We start from the raw sequence: 20,025 nt of genomic DNA, 5'->3' as shown, positions 1-20,025 counted from the left end.
GTCGCAAGCGCGCCTTCATGGACCTTTTTTCGCGTTCATTCGTCCCCAGCTTCCGCAAAGTACCGGGAGGGGTGAGGATGTTCGCAATGCCAAGCACGATCGCACCGGAAGTGATCGCCTGCATCGCCGAGGGGCGCCCGCCGACGCCCAACGAGCTGGAGCGGGTAGCGCAGCGTGTCCGCGCCGATCTGGGTACTGCCCGCCCCGCCTTCGCCTGGGGCGAGGCCGATCCCGCCGCCGCCGATCAGCTGAGCCTGCGCGTCGCCGAACTCGCCCTGATCGGCAGCCGCCGCTAAGCGCCTGCGTCAGGCGGCGGCCGGTACCTTCGCCGCCGCATAGCGGGCGATGAACTCGGCATGGCCCGGCAGCTTGGCGAGCTGCGCCGCGATCCCCGCGCGCAGGTCGCCCAGCGCCCGCTCCAGATCCTCGCTGGGAATCTGCGCGGGCATCGGATGATGGTCGCGCGGGCGCACCCCCTGCCCCAGCATCACCGCGTTCCAGCTGTCGACGCGGAACAGGTCGGTGCCTTCCTGATAGCTCGACGCGCCTTCCTCGAACAAGGCGATCCGCGCTGCCAGGCTGTCCGGCACCGCGCGCGCGGCATGGTCGCGCCAGAAGGGCTCGGGCCGGTCGTTGAGCTTGTAGTGGAGGATGATGAAGTCGCGGATATGCTCCGATTCCGCGCGCGACTGGGCGTTGAAGCGCGCCGACAGCGCGCCCATGTCGCGGCGGAACGGGAAATTCTGCAGCAGCCGCGTCACCGCGATCATCACCAGATGGATGCTGGTCGATTCGAGCGGCTCGATGAACCCGCTCGACAGGCCGAGCGCGACGCAGTTGCGGTTCCACGCCTTCTTGCGCATGCCGGTGGTGAAGCGGATCAGCCGCGGATCGAACAGTGCTCGGCCGGGAACAGCGGCGAGCAGCTGCGCCTTGGCCTCCTCGTCCGACAGATAGTCGCTGGCATAGACGAACCCATTGCCCATCCGGTGCTGCAGCGGAATCCGCCAGCGCCAGCCGGCGCCGTGCGCGATCGCGCGCGTATAGGGCACCGGCGCCTCGGTCGTCTCGGACTGGACCGCGAAGGCGCGGTTGGTCGGCAGCCAGTGGCTCCAGTCGTCGAAGCCGGTCTTGAGCGTTTCCTCGATCAGCAGCGCGCGAAAACCCGTGCAGTCGATGAACAGGTCGCCTTCGACGCGCAGCCCGCCTTCGAGCACCAGCGCGGTGATATCGCCATCCGCTGCCTGCTCGACCTCGACGATGCGACCCTCGACGCGGCGCACGCCGGCCGGCTCGGCGAGACTGCGGAGGAACGCTGCATAGGCCGTCGCGTCGAGATGATAGGCATAAGCGAGCGGCATCGGATCGCCGGTAGCGAACTTCTCCGAGAGCGCGGCCTGGGTCTCAAGCGAATAGTCGCCCAGCGCGCCGCCGAAGCCGCGCCGCTGCGCTTCCAGCCAGAAATGCTGGAAGTCGCACAAGGGCAGCGCACGCCCCACCGAGCCGAACGGATGGAAATAGCGATCGCCGTCGCGCAGCCAGTTCTCGAACGCGATGCCGAGCTTGAAGGTCGCGTTGGTTTCGCGGAGGAAGACCTGCTCGTTGATGCCGAGCAGCTTGTGGAAGGTCCAGGCGGTGGGGATGGTGGACTCGCCCACGCCGACCGTGCCGATCGCATCGGACTCCACGAGCGTGATGTCGAGATTGGGTCCGAGATGCCGCACCAGCGCCGCCGCCGCGACCCAGCCTGCCGTGCCGCCACCGGCGATCACCACCCGAAACTTCTGCCCGTCCATCGCTGGTCCCCTCCGAGATTTTTCTGCTTCTGCCCTCAGCCTTCGCGGCGTTCCTTGCGCGCGATCAGTCGCGGCAGGTTGCCGAGCGAAGATAGCTGCCACACCGCGCAGCGCAGGAAATCCTGTGCGTGCAACGCCGCCAGCACCTCGGCGCCGAGCGCGGCGAAGCGACTGCCCTCGATCACCCAGCAATCGGGCAGCTTGTAGCGCCTGCCGCTGGTCAGCTCGATGTCGAAGGTGACGGGCTCGAGCAGCCCGGCAGCCTCGAACGCGGCAAACATCGGCGCCGAAAGCTGGTCGCCGACGTAAATCGCCTGCAGCGTCGCCGCGATCCGGTCGAGATAGGGGGCGTTGCCGCCCTGGTCGAGGAACAGCGGCGCGCCTTCGCTGGTCGAGACGCGCGGGTGATCGGTATCGATATGGATCATCGGCTCGCCCGCCTCGCCGGGGCGCGGCAGGCCGATCGAGAAGGGGCCGATCTCCATCAGCGCAGGAATCTGGTCGGCATCCCAGCGATCGCCGTCGAGATAGAGATTTTCGTCGGCATCGAGGCCGAGCAGCACCGTCGAGCGCCAGCTGCCGTCCGCATCGCGGCGGAAGAGCAGCACATAGTCGCGCTGGAGCGCCTCGAACTCGGTGGGAAACACCGTCATCTGGTTCACCGCGTCACCGAACGCGGCGCCACGGTCGAGCCGGATCCGCAGATCGGCATGGTCGATATTGTTGAGCACGGCGCGGGGCATGATGTGCGAACCTTAAACGAGAAAGGCCGCCCGAAGCGAGCGGCCTTTCCCTGTTGTACCGGCGGGCTTCAGAAGCGGAAGCGCGCGCCGACGAGATAGCGGGCCGAGCCTTCGGACTCGTACCAGGTGTTGATGTAATCGCGGCTGTAGCTGCGGACGCCTTCCTCAAGGAGGTTGATGCCCTCGAAGCTGAGCGCGATGTTCCTGGTCAGGTCGTAGTTGATGCTGAGATCGACCTGGCCGTACGGATCGTTGAACGCCGGGTTGCGCGCCGCGCCGCGGTTGGTTTCGGCGAGGAACTTGCCGCGCCAATTGTACGACAGGCGGGCGGAAATGCCGTGCTTGTCGTAGATCAGCGTGGCGTTGGCGGTATCGCTCAGGCCCACCAGCGCGAACTGGTCGGCATTCGGATCGGCGGTGATGTTGAAGCCGACATTGCCGCGCACCAGCGTGTAGCTCGCGGCGATACCGAAGCCGGTATTGCCGAGGAAATACTGGCCGGCGACTTCGACACCGTAGATCTCGGCGTCCTTGTTGTTGATCGGCGTGTTCACCGCAAAGTTCAGCAGCGGGTCGGCCGAGGTCGGCTGCACGTCGATCGCGGCCAGCGTGTTGCTGATATAGGTCGAGTCGAAGGTTCGGGTCGACGGCACATAGTTGGCCTGCAGCTCGGCGGTCGCCGCCGCGACGTTGCCGTTATACTTCTGCAGGGTCGCGGTGCTGGTGAACAGGTTCACGTTGCTGATGTCGCCGCCGAGACCGGTGACGATCGCGCGCCCTGCCTGCGCCAGCGGACCCGCGGTTGGGTCGCGCAGGCCGAACAGGTTGCGCTGCACCACCGAGTTGCCGATGAAGTTGTGCACCCGCTTGTCGAAGAAACCGACCGACAGATACACGTCGCGGCGCGGATACCATTCGAGCGAAACGTCGAAGTTATCCGAATCCAGCGGCTTCAGCGCCGGGTTGTTCTGGGTGCCGGTCGCAACGCCGCCGAGCGAAGTCGGGTTGTTGAGCGCACCCGCCCCGGTGGAGGCGAACAGGTTGCCGAACGGCGCGCGCGAGATCGTCTTGCTGTACGAAACGCGGCCGATCAGGTTCTTCGCGGCTTCGATCTGGAAGTCGATCTGCGGCAGCAGATTGTCGTAGCTCCCATTGCCGGAAACCGCCTGGCGATCGGCTGAGTTGAGCACCGTGAAGTCGTTGTCGGCCTGCCACACCACCGCGAGCGGCACGGTCTGGAACGACGTCGCCTTCACCTTGGTATGCTCGTAGCGGACGCCCATCACCAGCGTGGCGTTGCGGCCGGCCAGTTCGCCCTTCCAGGTAAGCTGGCCATAGGCCGCCCAGATGTCTTCCTTGACGCGATTGTCGTTGTTCGCGTCGATGAAGTTCTGGTGGTCGATGCCGTCGTTGGTGATGCCGATATAGTGGTTGTACAGCGCGTTGTAGAGCTTGGTCGGATCCTCGGCGCGCCAGGCGATCTTGCCCACCGCGTCGGCGGTCGCGTTGTTGTGGTGGAACTGGCAGACCAGGCAATATTGCTGCACCGTGCCGGGCGCGAAGGCCGCGACGTCGGGCGGCAGCGCGTTGTTCCAGTCACCCAGCACCTGGCGGGTGTTGTACTGGGTCTGGCGCGTGTCGGTGGTGCGGAAGTCGCCGCCGAAGTCGAAGCGGCTGCCGCCGCCCAGATCCCAGCCCGCATCGATGCGGGCTTCCTTGATCTTCTGCGACTGGGTCGACGCGAACTGGCGCTGCACCGCCGCCGACAGATCGCCCGCGTCGAACACGCCGTTGCAATTGCCGTTGGTGAAAGCCACGCCCTTCGGCGTCGTCTGCCGGTAGCAGTCGTTGATCGTCAGCGTCTGGGTCGGGAACCCGTCATCGTCCCAGTTCAGGCCGTGCGACGTGACGATGTTGCCGTTGAAGGCGACCGTGGTCGAGGTCTGGCCGTTGGGATTGTCGGGCAGGCTTTCGGCCTTGCCGATATGGCCGTCGAAGTTCAGCGTGAAGTTGTCGGCCAGCTCCCACTTCAGGTTGCCGCCGATGTCCCACAGCCGGTTCTTCTGCGCGCGATAGGCGTTCTCGAAGCCTTCGTCCTTCACGCCGTTGAGCGTCTCGTGAAGATACTTGGTGGTGGCGATGCCGTTGCTCGAATCGTCGAAGGTGACTTCGTCGAACGGCTTGGAGAACCAGTTGGACTGCGACGAACGGCGCTCGGACGAGCGCAGCTGGGCGAACAGGCCGTCGACCGTGAAGGTCATGCTGTCCGACGGGCGATACTGCACCACGGCCTGGCCGTTGATGCGCTCGCGGCTCGCTTCCGAGAAGTGGTGGCGATAGTCGTCGGGCACCGCGACCAGCGTGTTGCCGTCGGTCGGGCGATTGTTGATCTTCGTATTGGCGGTGATGTAGCCCTTCGACGGATCGAGGAAGTCCGACAGGCGGGGCATGTTCCAATAGTTGTTCGCCTGGCTCGGGAAGCTGAAATTGCGCTTCTGGTAGCTGCCGAACAGGGTGACGCCGAAGCGCTGCTCCTGATCGCTCCAGCTCGCCACGCCCGAGAATTCGGGCGTCACATGGCTGCCGCAGCTGATGCAGTCGTCGGCCGACGTATCGTAGCTCGCCTTGGCGCCGATCGAGCCGGTGAAGCCGGCCGGGCGATCCAGCGGCCGCACGCCGACGATGTTGATGGTGGCACCGATGCCGCCCGACGGGATCGCGGCGCGACCGGTCTTGTAGACCTCCAGCGTCTTGACGCCTTCCGAGGCGAGGTTGGCGAAGTCGAACGAACGGCCAAAGCCGCCGGCGCCGTCACCGCCCTGGTCGCCGCCCACCGCGACGATGTTCGAGGCCGCGAGCTGGCGGCCGTTCAGCGTCACCATGTTGTACTGCGCGCCGAAGCCGCGGACCGTGACGGTCGAGCCTTCGCCGTTGACGCGGTCGATCGACACGCCGGTGATGCGCTGGAGCGATTCCGCGAGGTTGGTGTTGGCGAACTTGCCGATGTCCTCGGCCGAGATCGCATCGACGATGCCGGTCGAGTCGCGCTTCAGCGCGATGGAGCGCTCGAGCGAGGCGCGGATGCCGGTGACGACGATCTCGCCGCTGTCCTGGCCCGCATCCTGCGCGGCGCTGGTGTCCGCTGCGGCCGAGTCCGTCGCGGTGCTGGTCTGGGCCGCGGCGATGCCGGGCATGGCGAGCGCCGTCGCGACGGCGAGCATGGATACCGCGCGAACGCGCGATGACGAACGAATATGCATTGGGTCTCTTCCCCTCCTGAACGAGCCGTTAGGCCCTGATGGTCCGCTGAGTACCGACTTCGATCGGCGACAACGTTGTCTTACTTTTCTTCACACCTTCCCCTTTCCTTATGTTTTCATTTGCGAATCGCTCCCGCCGGCACCTCTACTTCGCGCATCATCGTCGCGGAAGCGGAATCCTGCCCGACGGCAAGCCGATACTTGCCGGCCGGGATCACCCAGCGCCCGTCCTTCCACCGCACGAGCGCATGGCGGTCGGCGGTGAGCGTCACCTGCGCGGCCTCGCCGGGCTTGAGCGCCTGGCGCTTCCAGGCGGCCAGTCGCGGCGCCCCGCCGTCGGGGCCGGTGACGTAGAGCTGCGGCACCACGACGCCCGCACGCGCGCCCTGGTTGCGGACGGTAACCGTGACGGAAGGCGCGGCGCCGCCGGTAAAGCGCGCATCGCTGAAGCCGAAGCGCGTGTAGCTGAGGCCATAGCCGAACGGGAACAAAGGCTGCGTGCCCTGCGTGGCATACCAGCGATAGCCGACATTGGCGCCTTCGCTATAGGTCACGTCCCAGCTCGGCAACGCGCTGCCGTCGCCCGCACCGGCATCGCTGGCAGCATTCGAGTTGAGCCCGGCGGGTACCACCGGCTTCGGCCGTGGCAGCTGGTCGGCGCTCTTCGGGAAGCTGATCGGCAGCCGGCCCGAGGGATTGACGTCGCCGAACAGGATGCCGGCGATCGCCTCGCCGCCGCGCTGGCCGGGATACCAGGCCTGGAGCACGGCGGGGACCTGCTCCAGCCACGGCATCAGCACCGGCCCGCCGGTCTCGAGCACCACCACCGTCTTCGGGTTCGCCCTGGCGACCGCGGTGATCAGCGCGTCCTGGTTGTCGGGAAGGCTCAGCGAGTCGACGTCCTGCGCCTCGGTCGCCCATTGCGTGGCGAACAGCACGACCATGTCGGCCGAACGTGCAGCGCGCGCCGCCGCGGCGGGATCGCTGCCGTCGACATAGGTCACCTGCGCCTGCGGGGCCTTGGCGCGGATCGCCTGGAGCGGCGACGAGGCATGCCAGGTGACGCGCGCGAACGACGCGGCGGCCCCGCTGGTCAGCGGGATTTCGACCGGCGCACCGCCGACCGAACGCACCTGGCTCGACCCGCCGCCCGACAGCACGCCGACATCGGCATGGCCGCCGATCAGCACGATCTTCTTGGCCGACGTGGCCAGCGGCAGCAGGTCGCCCTCGTTCCGCAGTAGCACCATGCCCGCCTCGGCGACGCGCTGCGCGACCTCGGCATGGGCAGCATAGTCGATCGGCTGGGCGGTGGTCGGCGTCGGATGATCGTAGAGCCCGCTGGCGATCACGCCGGTGAGGATGCGCGTGACCATCTCGTCGAGCCGCGCCGTGCTGATCTGCCCGGCCTGGATCGCCGCGTCGATCTTCTCGGGTGCGAAGTAGATTTCGTGGTCGAGCTCCTGCCCCGATTCCTGATCCAGCCCCGACATCGCCGCCTTGACGGTGGAGTGGACCGCGCCCCAGTCGCTCATCACCCAGCCGGTATAGCCCCAGTCGCGGCGCAGCACGCCGGTGAGCATGCGCGCGCTCTCACAGGCATAATCGCCTTCGATGCGGTTATAGGCGCACATCACCGAGCCGGGCTTGCCGGCCTGGATCGCGATTTCGAAGGCGAGCAGGTCGCTCTCACGCAAGGCTGCTTCGTCGATCCGCGCGTTGAGCACGGTGCGGCCGGTTTCCTGGGCGTTCAGGATGAAATGCTTGATCGTCGAGACGATGTGGTTCGACTGGACGCCGTCGATCGCCGCCCCGGCCAGCGTGCCGGCAAGGATCGGATCCTCGCCGAGATACTCGAAGTTGCGGCCGTTCCACGCATCGCGGGTGAGATTGACGCCGCCGGCGAGCAGCACGTTGAAGGTCTTGGCGCGCGCCTCCGCGCCGATCATCGCGCCGCCCGCGCGGGCCAATTCAGGGTCGAAGGTCGCGGCGGTAGCGAGGCCCGAGGGCAACGCCGTCGCGACGTCGCCCTTGCGCTGCTCGACCTGGTTGGCGACGCCGAGGCTCGCGTCGCTCTCGCGCAGCGTCGGAATGCCGAGCCGGGGGATGCCGGGGACATAACCGGCCGAGGGAATCATGTCCGCCGGGGCGGGCTGCGCGCGCGGCGGAAACAGGCCGTGGATCAGCTGCAGCTTTTCGGCATGCGTCATCGCGCGGACCAGCGCGGCGGCGCGCGCTTCGGGCGCCAGCTTGCTGTCCTGCCATGCCGGCGGCGCACTCTGCGCAAAGGACGCCGCGGGCGCGGTACCGGTCAGGAGAAGCAAGGCAAGGGCGCGGGCAGCGTTCATCGGCGCGAAAGTTCCTGATGCGGAGGGAGGGGTGCGGCCCGAAAAATGCGGCCGCCGTCCATCGGGGCGGACGACGGCCGCAGGTAATCCGCCCTTGAGGAGGGGGCCGGAACCGGAAAGCGCATAGCGGTGGGGAGGCGCGTCGGCGCAGTCGCGCGGCGAACGGCAGCAATGCCCGGCATGTCCTCTCCCCCGTTTCGACCCGCATTATTACGGGCTTGTATTTTCTGACAGCGATGTCTGGATCGATCTGACATCGATGTCAAGCATAAAGCCGATCCGCATTGCCTGGGGCGCAACGGCCGCTAAGATTCCGGGGTGGCATCGAACTCCCTAACCTCCCCGGCATCGGACATGGTCGCACGGCTGTTTCGCCGCTCGATCGGCATCTTCTTCATGGGCGGCTTCGTCACCGCGCTGGTCGGGCTGCTGGTGCCGCGGCTGACGCTGATCGACCGGCTCGACTATACGCGCGCGGCGCTGGTCCAGTTCGCCTTCCATTCAAGCTATCTGCTGTTCGCGCTGCCGATCACCGCGCTGCTGGTCCGCACCGGCTATATGCGCGCGATCGCCGCGGGGCTGGCGGTAATGGCCTGCGCCTGCGTGGCACTGGGCGGCGCGGCGTGGATCGGCAGCTATCCGCTGCTGCTGCTGGCGCTGCTGAGCCTGTCGACCGGCATCACCTTTCTCCAGATCGCCGCCAATGTCGTGCAGCCCTTGGTCGCGACCGAGGGCGGCGGCGCGGCGCGGCTGACCCTGCTCCAGGGGTTCAACTCGGTCGGCACCGTGCTGGCGCCGCTGATCGGCGCGGGCTTCCTGCTCCAGCTCGGCGCGATGGGGCGAGTGCCGCTGGCGCTGCCGTTCCTTGCGTGCGCGCTGGTGCTGGGCTGGCTGTGCCTCGTCTTCTGGCGGGCACGCGACCTGCTCGCGTCGTACCCCGCCCCGCAGCGGCTGCCGCTGGCGGCGCTCGGCCGGGTGCTGCGCCAGCCGCGCCTCGCCTGGGGTGCGCTCGCGATGTTCGGCTATGTCGGCGCGGAGGTGACGATCGGCAGCCTGCTCGCCAATTATCTCGCGCTGCCGACGATCCTCGCCATCGATCCGGCGAGCGCGGGGCGGCTGGTCAGCCTCTATTGGGGCGGGGCGATGCTCGGCCGCTTCGCCGGCGCGCTGGGGCTGGCGCGGATCGCCCCGGCGCGGCTGCTCGCGGGGGTGGCGCTGGGGGCGGTGCTGCTGGTCGGCATCGCGAGCGGTACGCCCGGCGTCATCGGCGCGGCGGCACTGATCGCGGTGGGGCTGTGCAACGCGATCATGTACCCGACGATCTTCGCGCTGGCGCTGCCCGAGGATCGCGGCCTCGCCGCCTATGCCTCGATGATCCTGTGCATGGCGGTGGTCGGCGGCGCGGTGGTGCCGCTCGCCACCGGTGCGCTGGCCGACCAGCTCGGGCTCGCCGCCGCGCTGGTGCTGCCGCTGCTGTGCTATCTGGGGATCGCCGCCTTCGCATGCATGATAGCGCTATCGCCGGCGAGGCGATAAGACTGCGCACGCATGAAGCCGCTCACCCTCAAGGACGTCGCCCGGCAGGCGGGCGTTTCGCCCAAGACCGTCTCGCGCGTGATCAACGGCGAGGCCTATGTTCGCCCCGAGGTGCGCGCAGCGGTGCAGAAGGTGGTCGACGAACTCGGCTATCGTCCCAACGCCTTCGCCCGCGAGCTGTCCAGCGCCCGCTCCTTCCTGCTCGGCCTGTATTTCGACGACCCGGCCTCGGCCTATGCCGCCGATGTCCAGCGCGGCGCGCTCGCGCGCTGCCGGGCGCTCGGCTACCACCTCGTCGTCGAGCAGGTGACCCGCGACCGGCCCGGCTGGCTGGCGGAGTGCGAGGCCTCGCTGCGATCGATGCGGCTGGGCGGCGCGATCCTCACGCCCCCCTTGTGCGACTGGCCCGAGCTGCTCGACCTGTTCGCGCGGATGGAGGTCGCCGTGGTGCGGATCTCGCCGGGCGACGTCGACGAACACACCGCCGCGGTGGAGATGGACGAACGCGGCGCCGCCCGCGAGCTGACCGAGGCGCTGATCGCGCTCGGCCACCGCGACATCGGCTTCATCCAGGGCAATCCCGAACACCATGCCGCCGCCCGCCGCCAGGAAGGCTTCGAGGCGGCGATGACGGCGGCGGGCCTCGCGCTGCGCCCCGAGCGGACGCTGCCCGGCGACTTCACCTTCCGCTCGGGCCTCGCCGCGGGCGAAACGCTGCTGTCGGGCCCGGACCGGCCGAGCGCGATCTTCGCAGCCAATGACGAGATGGCGCTGGGCGTGCTGGTCGCGGCGATGCGCGCCGGGATCGTGGTGCCCGACCAGCTCTCGATCGCCGGGTTCGACGATGCCGCGATCGCGCGCATGGCCTGGCCGCCGCTCAGCACCGTCCACCAGCCGCATGTCGAGATGGCGGCGGCGGCGGTGGAGCTGCTCACCCGCCCGGCCGAGGGGCGCAAGGCGACGCCGTCGCTGCGCCTGCCCCATACGCTGACGCTGCGCGACAGCACCGGCCCCGCCCCCGCGTCAGAAACCGAGCGATAGCGCCAGCGTGACCCCCCGGCGCGCATGCGCGGCGCCGCGGTAGAAGTCGGTGCCCGGTGCCCCGCCGGTCCAGGCGAGCTGGGCGTCGATCCGCCCGAAGCGCCTCGCCACGCCCAGGCTGTAATCGAACTGCGTCCGATCCGTGCTGTAGCGCGGCACGGTCCCCAGAAACTGCATCGCGCCGCCATGGGCGAGCAGCCGCCAGCCAGGTGCGGGGCGCACCACACCGTCGAGCGTGGCGTAGAGCGTCGCGGTGTCGCGCCACAGATAGTCCGGGGAATAGTGCAGCCGCGCCGAAAGGCTGCGGCCGCCGATGCCGAGATAGGCTTCGGTATAGCCCGATCCGGGCGGGGTGGTGGCAGCGCTGCGGAACTCGCGCCGCGTCACGCCGACATCGAGCACGCGCCCGCCGGGCAGCCGCCAGGCATAGCCGGCATCGACGCCCGCCGAGACCAGCGTCACGCCCTGCGGCAGCGCCGCCGCGGTGGCCGAGGCATCGGCGTAGAGGCCCGAGCGATCGTCATAGCCGAGCGACAGCGTCGCGGCAGGGCGGCCCTCGCTGATGCTGCGCCCGCGCCAGCGCTCGTCGTTGGTGACCGAGATCTGCCCGCTCCACTGCGCCCGCGCCGGGACCGCGCCCAGCAGCGCGAGCGCCAACAGCGCCTCAGCGACGCAAACCTGCGCATTTCGCCTTTCCCACCACGCTCGCACAGGCATCGATCTCTCCGCCGCCGGGTCTAGCAGAAACGAGCGCGGGTCGTCTGCCCGGTACATGCTCTTCGCGGATCAGCGCGATCAGCCCGCTCACCTCGGCGGCGGCATAGGAGGAACCGCTTGCCAGATACCAGCGGCCGCCGGGCTGCGTCGTGGGGATGTCGCGACCAGGCGCGGCATAGGGGCCGCCCGCCTGCCCCACCGCCGACTCCGCCACCGCGATCACGCCGGGCATCGAGGCCGGGAAGCCGCCGCCGGGCAGCTTGGGATCATAGGCCGCGACCACCGTCGCCCCGCGCGCGACGCCGATCCGCAGCAGCGTCTCGAGCAGCCGGCTCGGCGGCCCGGCGAGGCTGAGGTTGATCACGTCGGCGCGCTGCTCGACCGCGAAGCTCACCGCGCGGGCGAGGCTGAGGCTGTCGCAGAGCGTCGCGGCGCCCGCCCCTGCCCCCTGCTCCGCACAGGCGCGCAGCGCGAGCAGCCGGGCGCCGGGCGCGATGCCGACGATGCCCACGCCATTGTCCGGCCGCGCCGCGATCACGCCGGCGATGCCGGTGCCGTGCCGTTCCGCGGCGGCGCCGGCGCCGTCGACGAAGTTGCGCTCGACCGCGACCTGCCCCGCCAGATCCGGATGCCGGGCATCGACCTGGCTGTCGATCACCGCGATCCGCGCGCGCCGCCCGGTGGCGGTGCGGTGGAGCATCGCCAGGTGCCAGGCGTGTGCGGCGGGTTGGGCCGGGTAGAGCGGATCATTGGGCGTCGGGTCGCCCTGGGCCTCGAAGGTCTCGATCGGCTCCGACCATTCCACGGCGGGATCGCGCGCGACCTGCGCGGCTGCCTCGGCCGGGGCGCGGCCCCTGGGGACGGTCAGGATGAAGCAGTCGATCCCGATGATCGGCATCGGCCAGTTGCCGGCGAGGCGCAGCCCGTTGCGCCTGGCCACCGCGGCTGCGATCCGCCGCCGCGCCGCCGCCGACTGGTCCTCGCCATAGCCGCCGCCATAGCCGCTGCCGGCACGGAAATGCGCAGGAGCGAGGCGGAGCATCATCAGGATGCGCGGGGCGTCGTCCGCGGCAGCGCGCGCCTGCACGGGCGCGGCCGCGAACAGCGCGAGCAACAGCACCGCGCCCAGCCACCTCATGGCGCGGCGTCGACCGGCTGCACCAGGGTGACCCCCGCCTGCGCCCGCAGACGGGCCAGCGCGGCCGCGCGCTCGCCCGGCGCGATGGCGAGCAGATAGGCACCCGCCGCGGTCGGCCCGTCGACCAGCCGCGCGCCCGAGGCTGCGATCGCCTTGCGCAGCGCCGGCTCGCGCGTGTCTGGCGCGAACATCACCAGGATGTTGCCCGCCCGTCCCTGCTGCGGCGCGCCGAGCGCATGATAGGATGGCGGGGTGGCGACCGATGGCGCCTGGCGCTGGAGGTGCAGCACCACGCCGACGCCGAGCACCAGCACCGCCGCCTGCGCCGCCAGCATCCAGCCGGCGCGGCGCAGGAAACGCTTCGGCAGCTGCGCCGGTGCTTCCGGCCGGGCAAGCTCGGCCATCATGCGCTCCCAGCCGGCGGCACTCGGCGCGGGCAGATCCGCGACGGCGCCGTGCAGCCGTCGCTCGGCGGCGAGTTCCTCGCGGCATTCGGCACAGTCGGCGAGATGCGCGTCGACCAGCAACCGGTCGCCGGGCTCGATTTCCCCGGTGACGTACCAGGGCAGCAGCAGCATCGTCGCCTCGTGGGGATCGCCGCGCAAATGGAGTAGGTCGCCCATCGTCTAGATCCAGTCCGCCAATTCGCCCGCCATCGCACGCCGCAAGTGGCGCCGGGCATGGAACATCCGCGTCTTCACCGTATCGACCGGACATCCCAGAATCTCGGCAATCTCGCGATAGCCGATCTCGTGAAAATAGGTGAGGTCCACCACCGCGCGGTGTTCGGCCGAAAGCACGCCCATCGCCCGCTGCAGCGCCTGGCGGGTACGATCGCGCGACAGCCCCGCGTCCGCGCTGCTGTCATCCGCGACTTCGGCAAGCATCGCCGCGTCCTCGGCGGCGGCAAGCGGCTCGCGGGCCCGGGCGCGCACCGCCTTGCGATAGGCGATGGCGAACAGCCAGGTCGACAGCCGGCTGGCGCCGGTAAAGTCGCTCGCCTTCTGCCACAGCACCATCAGCGTGTCGTTGACGACTTCCTCGACCAGCCCCGGCGAGCGCAGCAACGAGCCGACGAAGCGGGCGAGCCGCGGCTGGTAGCGACGATAGAGCTGCTCGAACGCCCGCAGGTCGCGCGCGCGCACCGCGGCGACGAGGCCCATTTCCTCGTCGTCCTGCCGTGCGGTCGGTCGCCGGGCCTGATGGTCGTTCTGTGTCACGCACCTGCCCTCGCTCCCCCTTAGTGGGGTGTAGGGGAGCGAAGGTTCAATCGGTGCGGCCCGAGGTGCAATTTTTCGCCGGCCGGGTGGTTTTGCGCGCCCGGCCGGCGATGACCGGTCAGGCGAGCGCGAGGGTCGCCTGGCGGCGGCGGCGATAGCGGAGCATGCCGCCGGCAGCGCCGGCGCCGAGCATCAGCATCGCCCAGCTGGCCGGTTCGGGCACGGCGGCGGCGAGCGTGGCGTTCTCGGGCGCGAAGTCGCTGATCTGGGCGTTGTTGCCGAAGCCGGTACGCGGCCACAGGTTGAAGCCGTATTTGCCCGGCGCGAAGCCGGTGCTCGGCAGCAGCGACAGCGGCACCTTCACGGTCAGGATGTTGCCGGCGATCGCCACCCAGTTCGCATCGAGCGCGGTGCCGCCGATCGCGCCGGTGCCGTCCTTCTGCACCACGATCGCCTGGTCGAAGATCACATTGCCCTGGCCGATCCCGCCGAACGGCCGGATCGCGCCCTTGCCGGTGTTGACGCCGAACACATAGAAGCCCGGCGTACCGGGGGTGATCGCGCCGGCGAAGGTGGTGCCGAGCGTGAACAGCTGGGCGGTGGAATCATAGCTCACCGAAAAGCTGGTGACGTCGAGATCGGCGAGCTTCGGACCGGTATAGCCGGACAGGAAATCGCCGGTCGCGTCGGTGACGGTCTGGGTCTGGGCCAGCGCAGGCGCGGCGGCGAGCGAGACGAGCGCGGCTGCGCCCAACAAGATACGCATCAATTGGTTCTCCCTTGATTGGTCCGATCCGGTGCACAGGGGCGGACACCGGATCGGACACGCACGTCGGCCTCGGCCGCACACAGGGGGAACGCCGCGGCCGGAAGCGTTCGCATGCCGTCAGTGCCGGGACCGGGGGGAATGGTTCAAAGCGGATTAACTTTTTGCGGGCGATGTGCCGGGCCGCGCTTCCGTGTCGTCGATGCAACCGACGCCATCGGCCGCGGTTGATGCTTCCGTCCGGGGCCCCGGTCGTGTCGAAGGAGAGTATCATGGCGGAAATGACGTTGGAATCGCTGGCGAAGAAGATGGGCAAGATCGACTTCGGCATGCTCTCCACGCGGACCGACGGGGGTGCCATCGCGAGCCGCCCGATGAGCAACAATGGCGAGGTCGAGTATCGCGGCGACAGCTATTTTTTCAGCTATGACAGCGCGCGGACCATCGCCGACATCGAGGCCGAACCGAAGGTGGGCCTCACCTTCACCGGTGCGACGGGGCTGCTTGGCGGCCCGCCGCTGTTCATCGCGGTCGAGGGCGATGCCGATCTGGTGCGCGACAAGGCGCAGTTCGCCGAGCATTGGACCAAGGATCTCGATCGCTGGTTCGAGCAGGGCATCGACACGCCGGGCGTGGTGATGATCCATGTCCGCGCGCGCCGGCTGCATTATTGGAATGGCAGCGACGAGGGCGAGATCGCGCTCTGAGGTTTGCGCCCCGGCGCCGCCCCATAATCGGTAGCGGCGCCGGAGCGCGGATCTTCAGGCCTGCTGCTGCCAGCCCCCGCCGAGCGCGCGGAACAGGTTGACCTGCGCCTCGGCGATCGCGGCATCCGCCGTCGCCAGCGCCGCCTGCGCGTCGGCGAAGGTCCGCTCGGCATCGAGCAGGTCGAGCGAGTTGATGTCGCCCTCGGTCTGGCGCGCGCGGGCGATCCGCACCGCCGCCTCGGCTTCGTTCAGTGCCGCCTGGAGGGCAGTACGCCGCTCCAGCGCGCGGCCGTAGTTGGACAGCGCGGTCTCGGTTTCCTGCAGCGCGGTCAGCACCGTGCCGTCGAAGCCGGCGAGCGCGGCGCGGCTGTCGGCCTCGGCCGCCGCGATGCGCGCGCGCGCCGGCGCCGGATTCACCGTCCAGTTGATCAGCCCGCCGACCAGCCAGCGCAGCGGCCCTGCCCCGAAGATGTTGCCGAAGTCGTTGCCGGTGGATCCGCCCGACCCGCCCAGCGAGATGCGCGGATAGAGATCCGCCGTGGCGATACCGATCCGCGCCGTTGAGGCCGCCAGCCGGCGCTCGGCGGCACGTACGTCCGGCCGCCGGGCGAGCAGCGCCGCGCCGTCGCCGACCGGGATCGGCTGGTCGAGCCGCAGCGTGGTGTGGCGCTCCCGCGCCTCGGCGGGCAGCTCGGCGGGGGTCTTGCCGATCAGCGTGGCGAGGCGGAACAGCGCCGCGTCGCGCTGGGCGGCGAGCGCGGGCACGTCCGCCTGGCGCTGGTTGCGCAGCGCGGCGATGCGGGCGACGTCGAGCCGGGTCGCCAGGCCGACGTTGCGGCGGCGCTGGGTGAGGTCGATCGACTGGTCGAGCAGCGCGACGATCCGCTCCGCCACCGCCAGCCGCTCGGCCGAGGACACCGCGTCGGCATAGGCGCGTGCGGTATCGGCCGCGACGATCACGCGGACGGCGTCGGCATCGGCCTGCGCCGCCGCGACATCGCCGCGCGCCGCCTCGACATTGCGCGCGATGCGGCCGAACAGATCGACCTCATAGGAGACGTTGAGGCCGACATCGACCTGCCAGTCTTCCTGGCCGAAGCCGATCGGGCGCTGCGCCTGCGCCAGGCGGCCGTAATTGGCGCTGGTGCTGGCGGTCGCCTGGGGCAGCCGGTTCGAAGTTGCGCCGCGCAACGTCGCGCGGGCGCGCTCGATCCGGGCGACCGCGACGCGGATGTCGGTGTTGGCGGCGAGCGCTTGCGTCACCAGCCGGTCGAGCACCGGATCGTTGTAGAGCCGCCACCAGCCCTCCTGCACCGGCGCGGTCGAGACCGCCGGGGTGGTGGAGAGAAACGCGCCGGCGGCGCTCTGCGGCCGGGCGGGTGCCGTGTAGTTCGGGCCGGCGGCGCAGGCGGAAAGCGCCAGCGCCGAGACTGCGGCCATGATCGAAGCCATGCGTTGCATGCGAAATCTCCTGCGGCAGGCGCATGGGGAGCGCCCGCCGGTTGGTTCAGTTTACTCGGCCGGCTGGAGCTGCTGGTGGTCGCCACCCGGCCCGCGCCGCCGGGCGAGCCGCGTGCCAGCCGCGCGGCACACCACGTAGAAGGTCGGCGTGAACAGCAGGCCGAAGCCGGTGACGCCCATCATCCCGAAGAACACGGCGGTACCCAGCGCCTGGCGGAGCTCGGCACCCGCGCCGCTCGCGATCAGCAGCGGCACCGCGCCGAGGATGAAGGCGAAGCTCGTCATCAGGATCGGCCGCAATCGGTCCTGCGCCGCGCGCACCGCGGCTTCCACCGGCGACAGCCCGTCGCGCACTTCCGCCTGGTGGGCGAACTCGACCACGAGGATCGCGTTCTTGGCGGCGAGCGCGATCAGCACGACAAGCCCGATCTGCGTCAGCACATTATTGTCCATGCCGCGCAGGTTCACGCCTGCCATGGCCGCGAGCAGGCACATCGGCACGATCAGGATGATCGCCAGCGGCAGCGTCAGGCTCTCATATTGCGCGGCGAGCACCAGGAAGACGAACAGCACCGCCAGCGCGAACACGAGGCCCGCGGTGCTGCCCGCCATCTTCTGCTGATAGGCGATGCCGGTCCACTCGCCCGCATAGCCGGCCGGCAGTTCGGCCGCGAGCTTCTCCATCGCGGCGAGCGAGGCACCCGAGCTGTAGCCCGGCGCGGTATCGCCATCGACTTCCACCGCCGGGAACAGGTTGTAGCGCGTCACGCGATACGGCCCCGTCTTGTTCTCGAAGGTCGCGACCGATCCGATCGGCACCATGCCGCCGGCGTCCGAGCGCGTCTTGAGGTTGGCGATGTCGGCCTCGGTCGCCCGGAAGGGCGCGTCGGCCTGCGCGGTTACCCGGTAGGTGCGGCCGAGCATGTTGAAGTCGTTGACAAAGGCCGAGCCGAGATAGACGCCCAGCGCTTCGAACACCCGCTCCGGCGGCACGCCCAGCATCTCGGCCTTGCGGCGGTCGATATCGGCGAAGACGCGCGGCGTCGCGGTGTTGAAGAAGGTATAGACCTGGGCGAGCCCCGGCGTCTTGTTGGCTTCCCCGATCAGGCCGAAGGCGGTGTTGCCCAATGCCTGATAGCCGTGCTCGGCGCGGTCCTGCACCATCAGGCGGTAGCCGCCGGCCGAGCCGATGCCCTGGATGAGCGGCGGCGGGACCACGAGCAGCATCGCCTCGTTGATGTCGGCGGTGCGCTTGCGCGCCTCGGCCATGATGCCGGCCAGGTCGACGCCCAGCTTCTTGCGCTCCTCGAAGCTCTGCAGCGGCACGTACGCCGCCGCGCTGTTCGGGGCGAGCGTCTGCGACGGACCGTCAAAGCCCGCGAGCATCACCGAGCCCTTCACCCCCGGGATCGGCAGGATGCGCGCGACGACCTTGCGCATCACCTCGTCGGTACGCTCGAGCGACGAGCCCGGCGGCAGCTGGATGACGGTGAGGAAGTACCCCTGGTCCTGCGCCGGGATGAAGCCGACCGGCGTCACCCAGAACATCGCGACCGTGGCGGCGATCAGGCCGGCATAGGTGACCATCATCCGCTTGGGCCGGGTGACCAGCTTGTGGGTGAGGCGGGCATAGCCGTTGCTCATCCGCTCGAAGCCGCGGTTGAAGGCGTCGGCCGCACGGCTGAACACGCGGCCGATCCGACCCTTGGCCTCGCCCTCGTGATGCTTGAGCAGCACCGCGGCAAGCGCCGGGGAGAGCGTGAGCGAGACGAGCAGCGAGATGGCAGTGGCGACCGAGATCGTCACCGCGAACTGCTTGTAGAAGGCGCCCGACAGACCATTGAGGAACAGCGTCGGCAGGAACACCGCGAACAGCACCAGCACGATCGCGACCAGCGCGCCCGACACTTCGTCCATCGAGGTACGCGCCGCCTGGAGCGGAGTCATGCCCTGCGCCAGGTTGCGCTCGACATTCTCGACCACGACGATCGCGTCGTCGACGACGATGCCGATCGCGAGCACCAGCCCGAACAGCGACAGGTTGTTGAGCGAATAGCCCATCGGCAGCAGCACCGCCATCGTGCCGATCAGCGAGACCGGGATCGCCACCACCGGGATGATCGCCGCGCGCCATTTCTGGAGGAACACGATCACGACGAGAACGACGAGGATCACCGCTTCGCCGAGCGTATGGTACACCGCGTCGATCGACTGGGCGATGAACTCGGTGGGGTTGTAGATCACGCGATATTCGAGTCCCTTGGGGAAGGTCTTCGAAATCTCGTCCATCTCGGCCTTGATCCGCTCGGCGGCGGCGAGCGCGTTGGAGCCCGGGCGCTGGAAGGCGGCCAGGATCACGGTCGGCTGGTTCGAGAGATAGGTGTTGGAGGAATAATCGGCGGCGCCGAGCTCGACGCGGGCGACGTCGCTCACGCGGACCTGGCGGCCCTCGCTATCGGTGCGGATGACGACGCGGCCGAACTCGGCCGGAGTCTTGAGGCGGCCCTGCGTCTCGACGTTGAGCTGGAAGGCATTGCCGCTGGGGCTGGAGCCCGGCTGGCCCAGCGAGCCCGCCGCTACCTGGATGTTCTGCCCGCGCAGCGCCTGGACGATGTCGCCGGCCGTGAGGTTCAGCGCGGCGGCACGGCCGGGATCGATCCACACGCGCATCGCATAGTCGCGCGCACCGAACATGCGCACGTCGCCCACGCCCTCGAGGCGCGCCAGGCGGTCCTTCACCTGGGTGAGGGCATAGTTGGAGATGTAGCTGCGATCGATCGAATTGTCGGGCGAGATCAGGTTGACGACCATCAGGAAGTCGGGGCTGGTCTTGCGCGTGACGACGCCGAGACGCTGCACTTCCTCGGGCAGGCGCGGGATCGCGACCGCGACGCGATTCTGCACCAGCACCTGCGCCGCATCGAGGTTGGTGCCGGTCTTGAAGGTGACGGTGATCGTAACGTTGCCGTCGCCGGTCGACTGCGACGACTGGTAGAGCATGTCGTCGACGCCGTTGATTTCCTGCTCGATCGGCGCCGCGACGGTTTCCGCCACGGTCTCGGCCGAGGCGCCGGGATAGCTGGCCGTCACCGTGACCGTCGGCGGCACGATGTCGGGATATTGCGAGATGGGCAGCGCGAAATAGGCGATGCCGCCCAGGATCGTGATGATGATCGCGATCACCGCCGCGAAGATCGGGCGGGTGATGAAGAAGCGTGAGAGGCGCATGGCCTTCTCCTTTCCCTGGCGGACGCGCGTGCTCGCGCCCGCGTTGGATCACGCGGACGGGCAC

15 protein-coding genes are annotated in these 20,025 nt (G+C 69.2%); 4 read left to right on the top strand and 11 right to left on the bottom strand.

What is annotated here, in order from left to right:
* The first annotated feature begins 86 nt into the window (after positions 1–86).
* A complete protein-coding gene (locus CA234_RS14615; RefSeq protein WP_241213519.1) occupies positions 87–296 on the top strand; it encodes a hypothetical protein in 210 nt (69 codons plus the stop codon).
* 9 nt (positions 297–305) lie between these two features.
* Here the strand turns inward: CA234_RS14615 and CA234_RS14610 are convergent, their stop codons facing one another.
* From CA234_RS14610 to CA234_RS14595, 4 genes are all read right to left on the bottom strand, one after another.
* Complete coding sequence (locus tag CA234_RS14610) at positions 306–1,796, bottom strand: tryptophan halogenase family protein (protein ID WP_126002045.1); 1,491 nt, start codon at positions 1,794–1,796, stop codon at positions 306–308.
* 35 nt (positions 1,797–1,831) lie between these two features.
* Positions 1,832–2,539, bottom strand: a complete 708-nt coding sequence (locus tag CA234_RS14605; RefSeq protein ID WP_125975201.1) for a SapC family protein — start codon at positions 2,537–2,539, stop codon at positions 1,832–1,834.
* 68 nt (positions 2,540–2,607) lie between these two features.
* The gene (locus tag CA234_RS14600) at positions 2,608–5,799 is read right to left on the bottom strand and encodes a TonB-dependent receptor (RefSeq protein ID WP_126002044.1); all 3,192 of its coding nucleotides are present in this window, start codon (positions 5,797–5,799) and stop codon (positions 2,608–2,610) included.
* A 116-nt stretch (positions 5,800–5,915) separates the two neighbouring features.
* The gene (locus CA234_RS14595) at positions 5,916–8,147 is read right to left on the bottom strand and encodes a glycoside hydrolase family 3 protein (RefSeq protein WP_126002043.1); all 2,232 of its coding nucleotides are present in this window, start codon (positions 8,145–8,147) and stop codon (positions 5,916–5,918) included.
* A 354-nt stretch (positions 8,148–8,501) separates the two neighbouring features.
* Here CA234_RS14595 and CA234_RS14590 point away from each other — a divergent pair, with 354 nt between their 5' ends.
* Both CA234_RS14590 and CA234_RS14585 read left to right on the top strand, forming a co-directional pair.
* A complete protein-coding gene (locus CA234_RS14590; RefSeq protein WP_126002042.1) occupies positions 8,502–9,683 on the top strand; it encodes an MFS transporter in 1,182 nt (393 codons plus the stop codon).
* A gap of 12 nt (positions 9,684–9,695) precedes the next feature.
* Complete coding sequence (locus CA234_RS14585) at positions 9,696–10,724, top strand: LacI family DNA-binding transcriptional regulator (protein WP_126002041.1); 1,029 nt, start codon at positions 9,696–9,698, stop codon at positions 10,722–10,724.
* On the opposite strand, the gene CA234_RS14580 is transcribed toward CA234_RS14585, so the two are convergent.
* The 5 genes from CA234_RS14580 to CA234_RS14560 form a co-directional block, all read right to left on the bottom strand.
* Entirely contained in the window at positions 10,707–11,381 is a 675-nt protein-coding gene (locus CA234_RS14580) for a TorF family putative porin (protein ID WP_164521823.1), read from the bottom strand. The two genes, CA234_RS14585 and CA234_RS14580, sit on opposite strands and share 18 nt — an antisense overlap.
* A gap of 7 nt (positions 11,382–11,388) precedes the next feature.
* Complete coding sequence (locus tag CA234_RS14575; RefSeq protein WP_126002039.1) at positions 11,389–12,579, bottom strand: S8 family serine peptidase; 1,191 nt, start codon at positions 12,577–12,579, stop codon at positions 11,389–11,391.
* The gene (locus tag CA234_RS14570) at positions 12,576–13,202 is read right to left on the bottom strand and encodes a zf-HC2 domain-containing protein (RefSeq protein WP_126002038.1); all 627 of its coding nucleotides are present in this window, start codon (positions 13,200–13,202) and stop codon (positions 12,576–12,578) included. The genes CA234_RS14575 and CA234_RS14570 overlap by 4 nt, the downstream gene beginning before the upstream one ends.
* Before the next feature lie 3 nt (positions 13,203–13,205).
* On the bottom strand, positions 13,206–13,799 hold the full coding sequence (locus CA234_RS14565; protein WP_241213518.1) for a sigma-70 family RNA polymerase sigma factor: 594 nt from the start codon (positions 13,797–13,799) through the stop codon (positions 13,206–13,208).
* A 118-nt stretch (positions 13,800–13,917) separates the two neighbouring features.
* On the bottom strand, positions 13,918–14,565 hold the full coding sequence (locus CA234_RS14560; protein WP_125975218.1) for a PEP-CTERM sorting domain-containing protein: 648 nt from the start codon (positions 14,563–14,565) through the stop codon (positions 13,918–13,920).
* 272 nt (positions 14,566–14,837) lie between these two features.
* Here CA234_RS14560 and CA234_RS14555 point away from each other — a divergent pair, with 272 nt between their 5' ends.
* The gene (locus CA234_RS14555) at positions 14,838–15,272 is read left to right on the top strand and encodes a pyridoxamine 5'-phosphate oxidase family protein (RefSeq protein ID WP_126002037.1); all 435 of its coding nucleotides are present in this window, start codon (positions 14,838–14,840) and stop codon (positions 15,270–15,272) included.
* A gap of 54 nt (positions 15,273–15,326) precedes the next feature.
* Here the strand turns inward: CA234_RS14555 and CA234_RS14550 are convergent, their stop codons facing one another.
* On the bottom strand, positions 15,327–16,733 hold the full coding sequence (locus tag CA234_RS14550) for an efflux transporter outer membrane subunit (protein ID WP_126002036.1): 1,407 nt from the start codon (positions 16,731–16,733) through the stop codon (positions 15,327–15,329).
* Between the two features lie 51 nt (positions 16,734–16,784).
* Positions 16,785–19,961, bottom strand: a complete 3,177-nt coding sequence (locus CA234_RS14545; RefSeq protein ID WP_126002035.1) for a multidrug efflux RND transporter permease subunit — start codon at positions 19,959–19,961, stop codon at positions 16,785–16,787.
* Between the last annotated feature and the right edge of the window lie 64 nt (positions 19,962–20,025).

The sequence above is a fragment of the Sphingomonas sp. ABOLE genome, assembly GCF_003950455.1.
GTDB classification, from domain to species: Bacteria; Pseudomonadota; Alphaproteobacteria; order Sphingomonadales; family Sphingomonadaceae; genus Sphingomonas; species Sphingomonas trueperi.
The sequence above is the reverse complement of the archived record's forward strand: the minus strand, read 5'-3'. Positions and strand labels throughout refer to the sequence as shown.

Bases quoted from the DNA above. Each gene is read 5' to 3' on its own strand.
- CA234_RS14615 (WP_241213519.1), top strand. From the start codon at position 87: ATGCCAAGCACGATCGCACCGGAAGTGATCGCCTGCATCGCCGAGGGG.
- CA234_RS14610 (WP_126002045.1), bottom strand. From the start codon at position 1,796: ATGGACGGGCAGAAGTTTCGGGTGGTGATCGCCGGTGGCGGCACGGCA.
- CA234_RS14605 (WP_125975201.1), bottom strand. From the start codon at position 2,539: ATGCCCCGCGCCGTGCTCAACAATATCGACCATGCCGATCTGCGGATC.
- CA234_RS14600 (WP_126002044.1), bottom strand. From the start codon at position 5,799: ATGCATATTCGTTCGTCATCGCGCGTTCGCGCGGTATCCATGCTCGCC.
- CA234_RS14595 (WP_126002043.1), bottom strand. From the start codon at position 8,147: ATGAACGCTGCCCGCGCCCTTGCCTTGCTTCTCCTGACCGGTACCGCG.
- CA234_RS14590 (WP_126002042.1), top strand. From the start codon at position 8,502: ATGGTCGCACGGCTGTTTCGCCGCTCGATCGGCATCTTCTTCATGGGC.
- CA234_RS14585 (WP_126002041.1), top strand. From the start codon at position 9,696: ATGAAGCCGCTCACCCTCAAGGACGTCGCCCGGCAGGCGGGCGTTTCG.
- CA234_RS14575 (WP_126002039.1), bottom strand. From the start codon at position 12,579: ATGAGGTGGCTGGGCGCGGTGCTGTTGCTCGCGCTGTTCGCGGCCGCG.
- CA234_RS14570 (WP_126002038.1), bottom strand. From the start codon at position 13,202: ATGGGCGACCTACTCCATTTGCGCGGCGATCCCCACGAGGCGACGATG.
- CA234_RS14560 (WP_125975218.1), bottom strand. From the start codon at position 14,565: ATGCGTATCTTGTTGGGCGCAGCCGCGCTCGTCTCGCTCGCCGCCGCG.
- CA234_RS14555 (WP_126002037.1), top strand. From the start codon at position 14,838: ATGGCGGAAATGACGTTGGAATCGCTGGCGAAGAAGATGGGCAAGATC.
- CA234_RS14550 (WP_126002036.1), bottom strand. From the start codon at position 16,733: ATGCAACGCATGGCTTCGATCATGGCCGCAGTCTCGGCGCTGGCGCTT.
- CA234_RS14545 (WP_126002035.1), bottom strand. From the start codon at position 19,961: ATGCGCCTCTCACGCTTCTTCATCACCCGCCCGATCTTCGCGGCGGTG.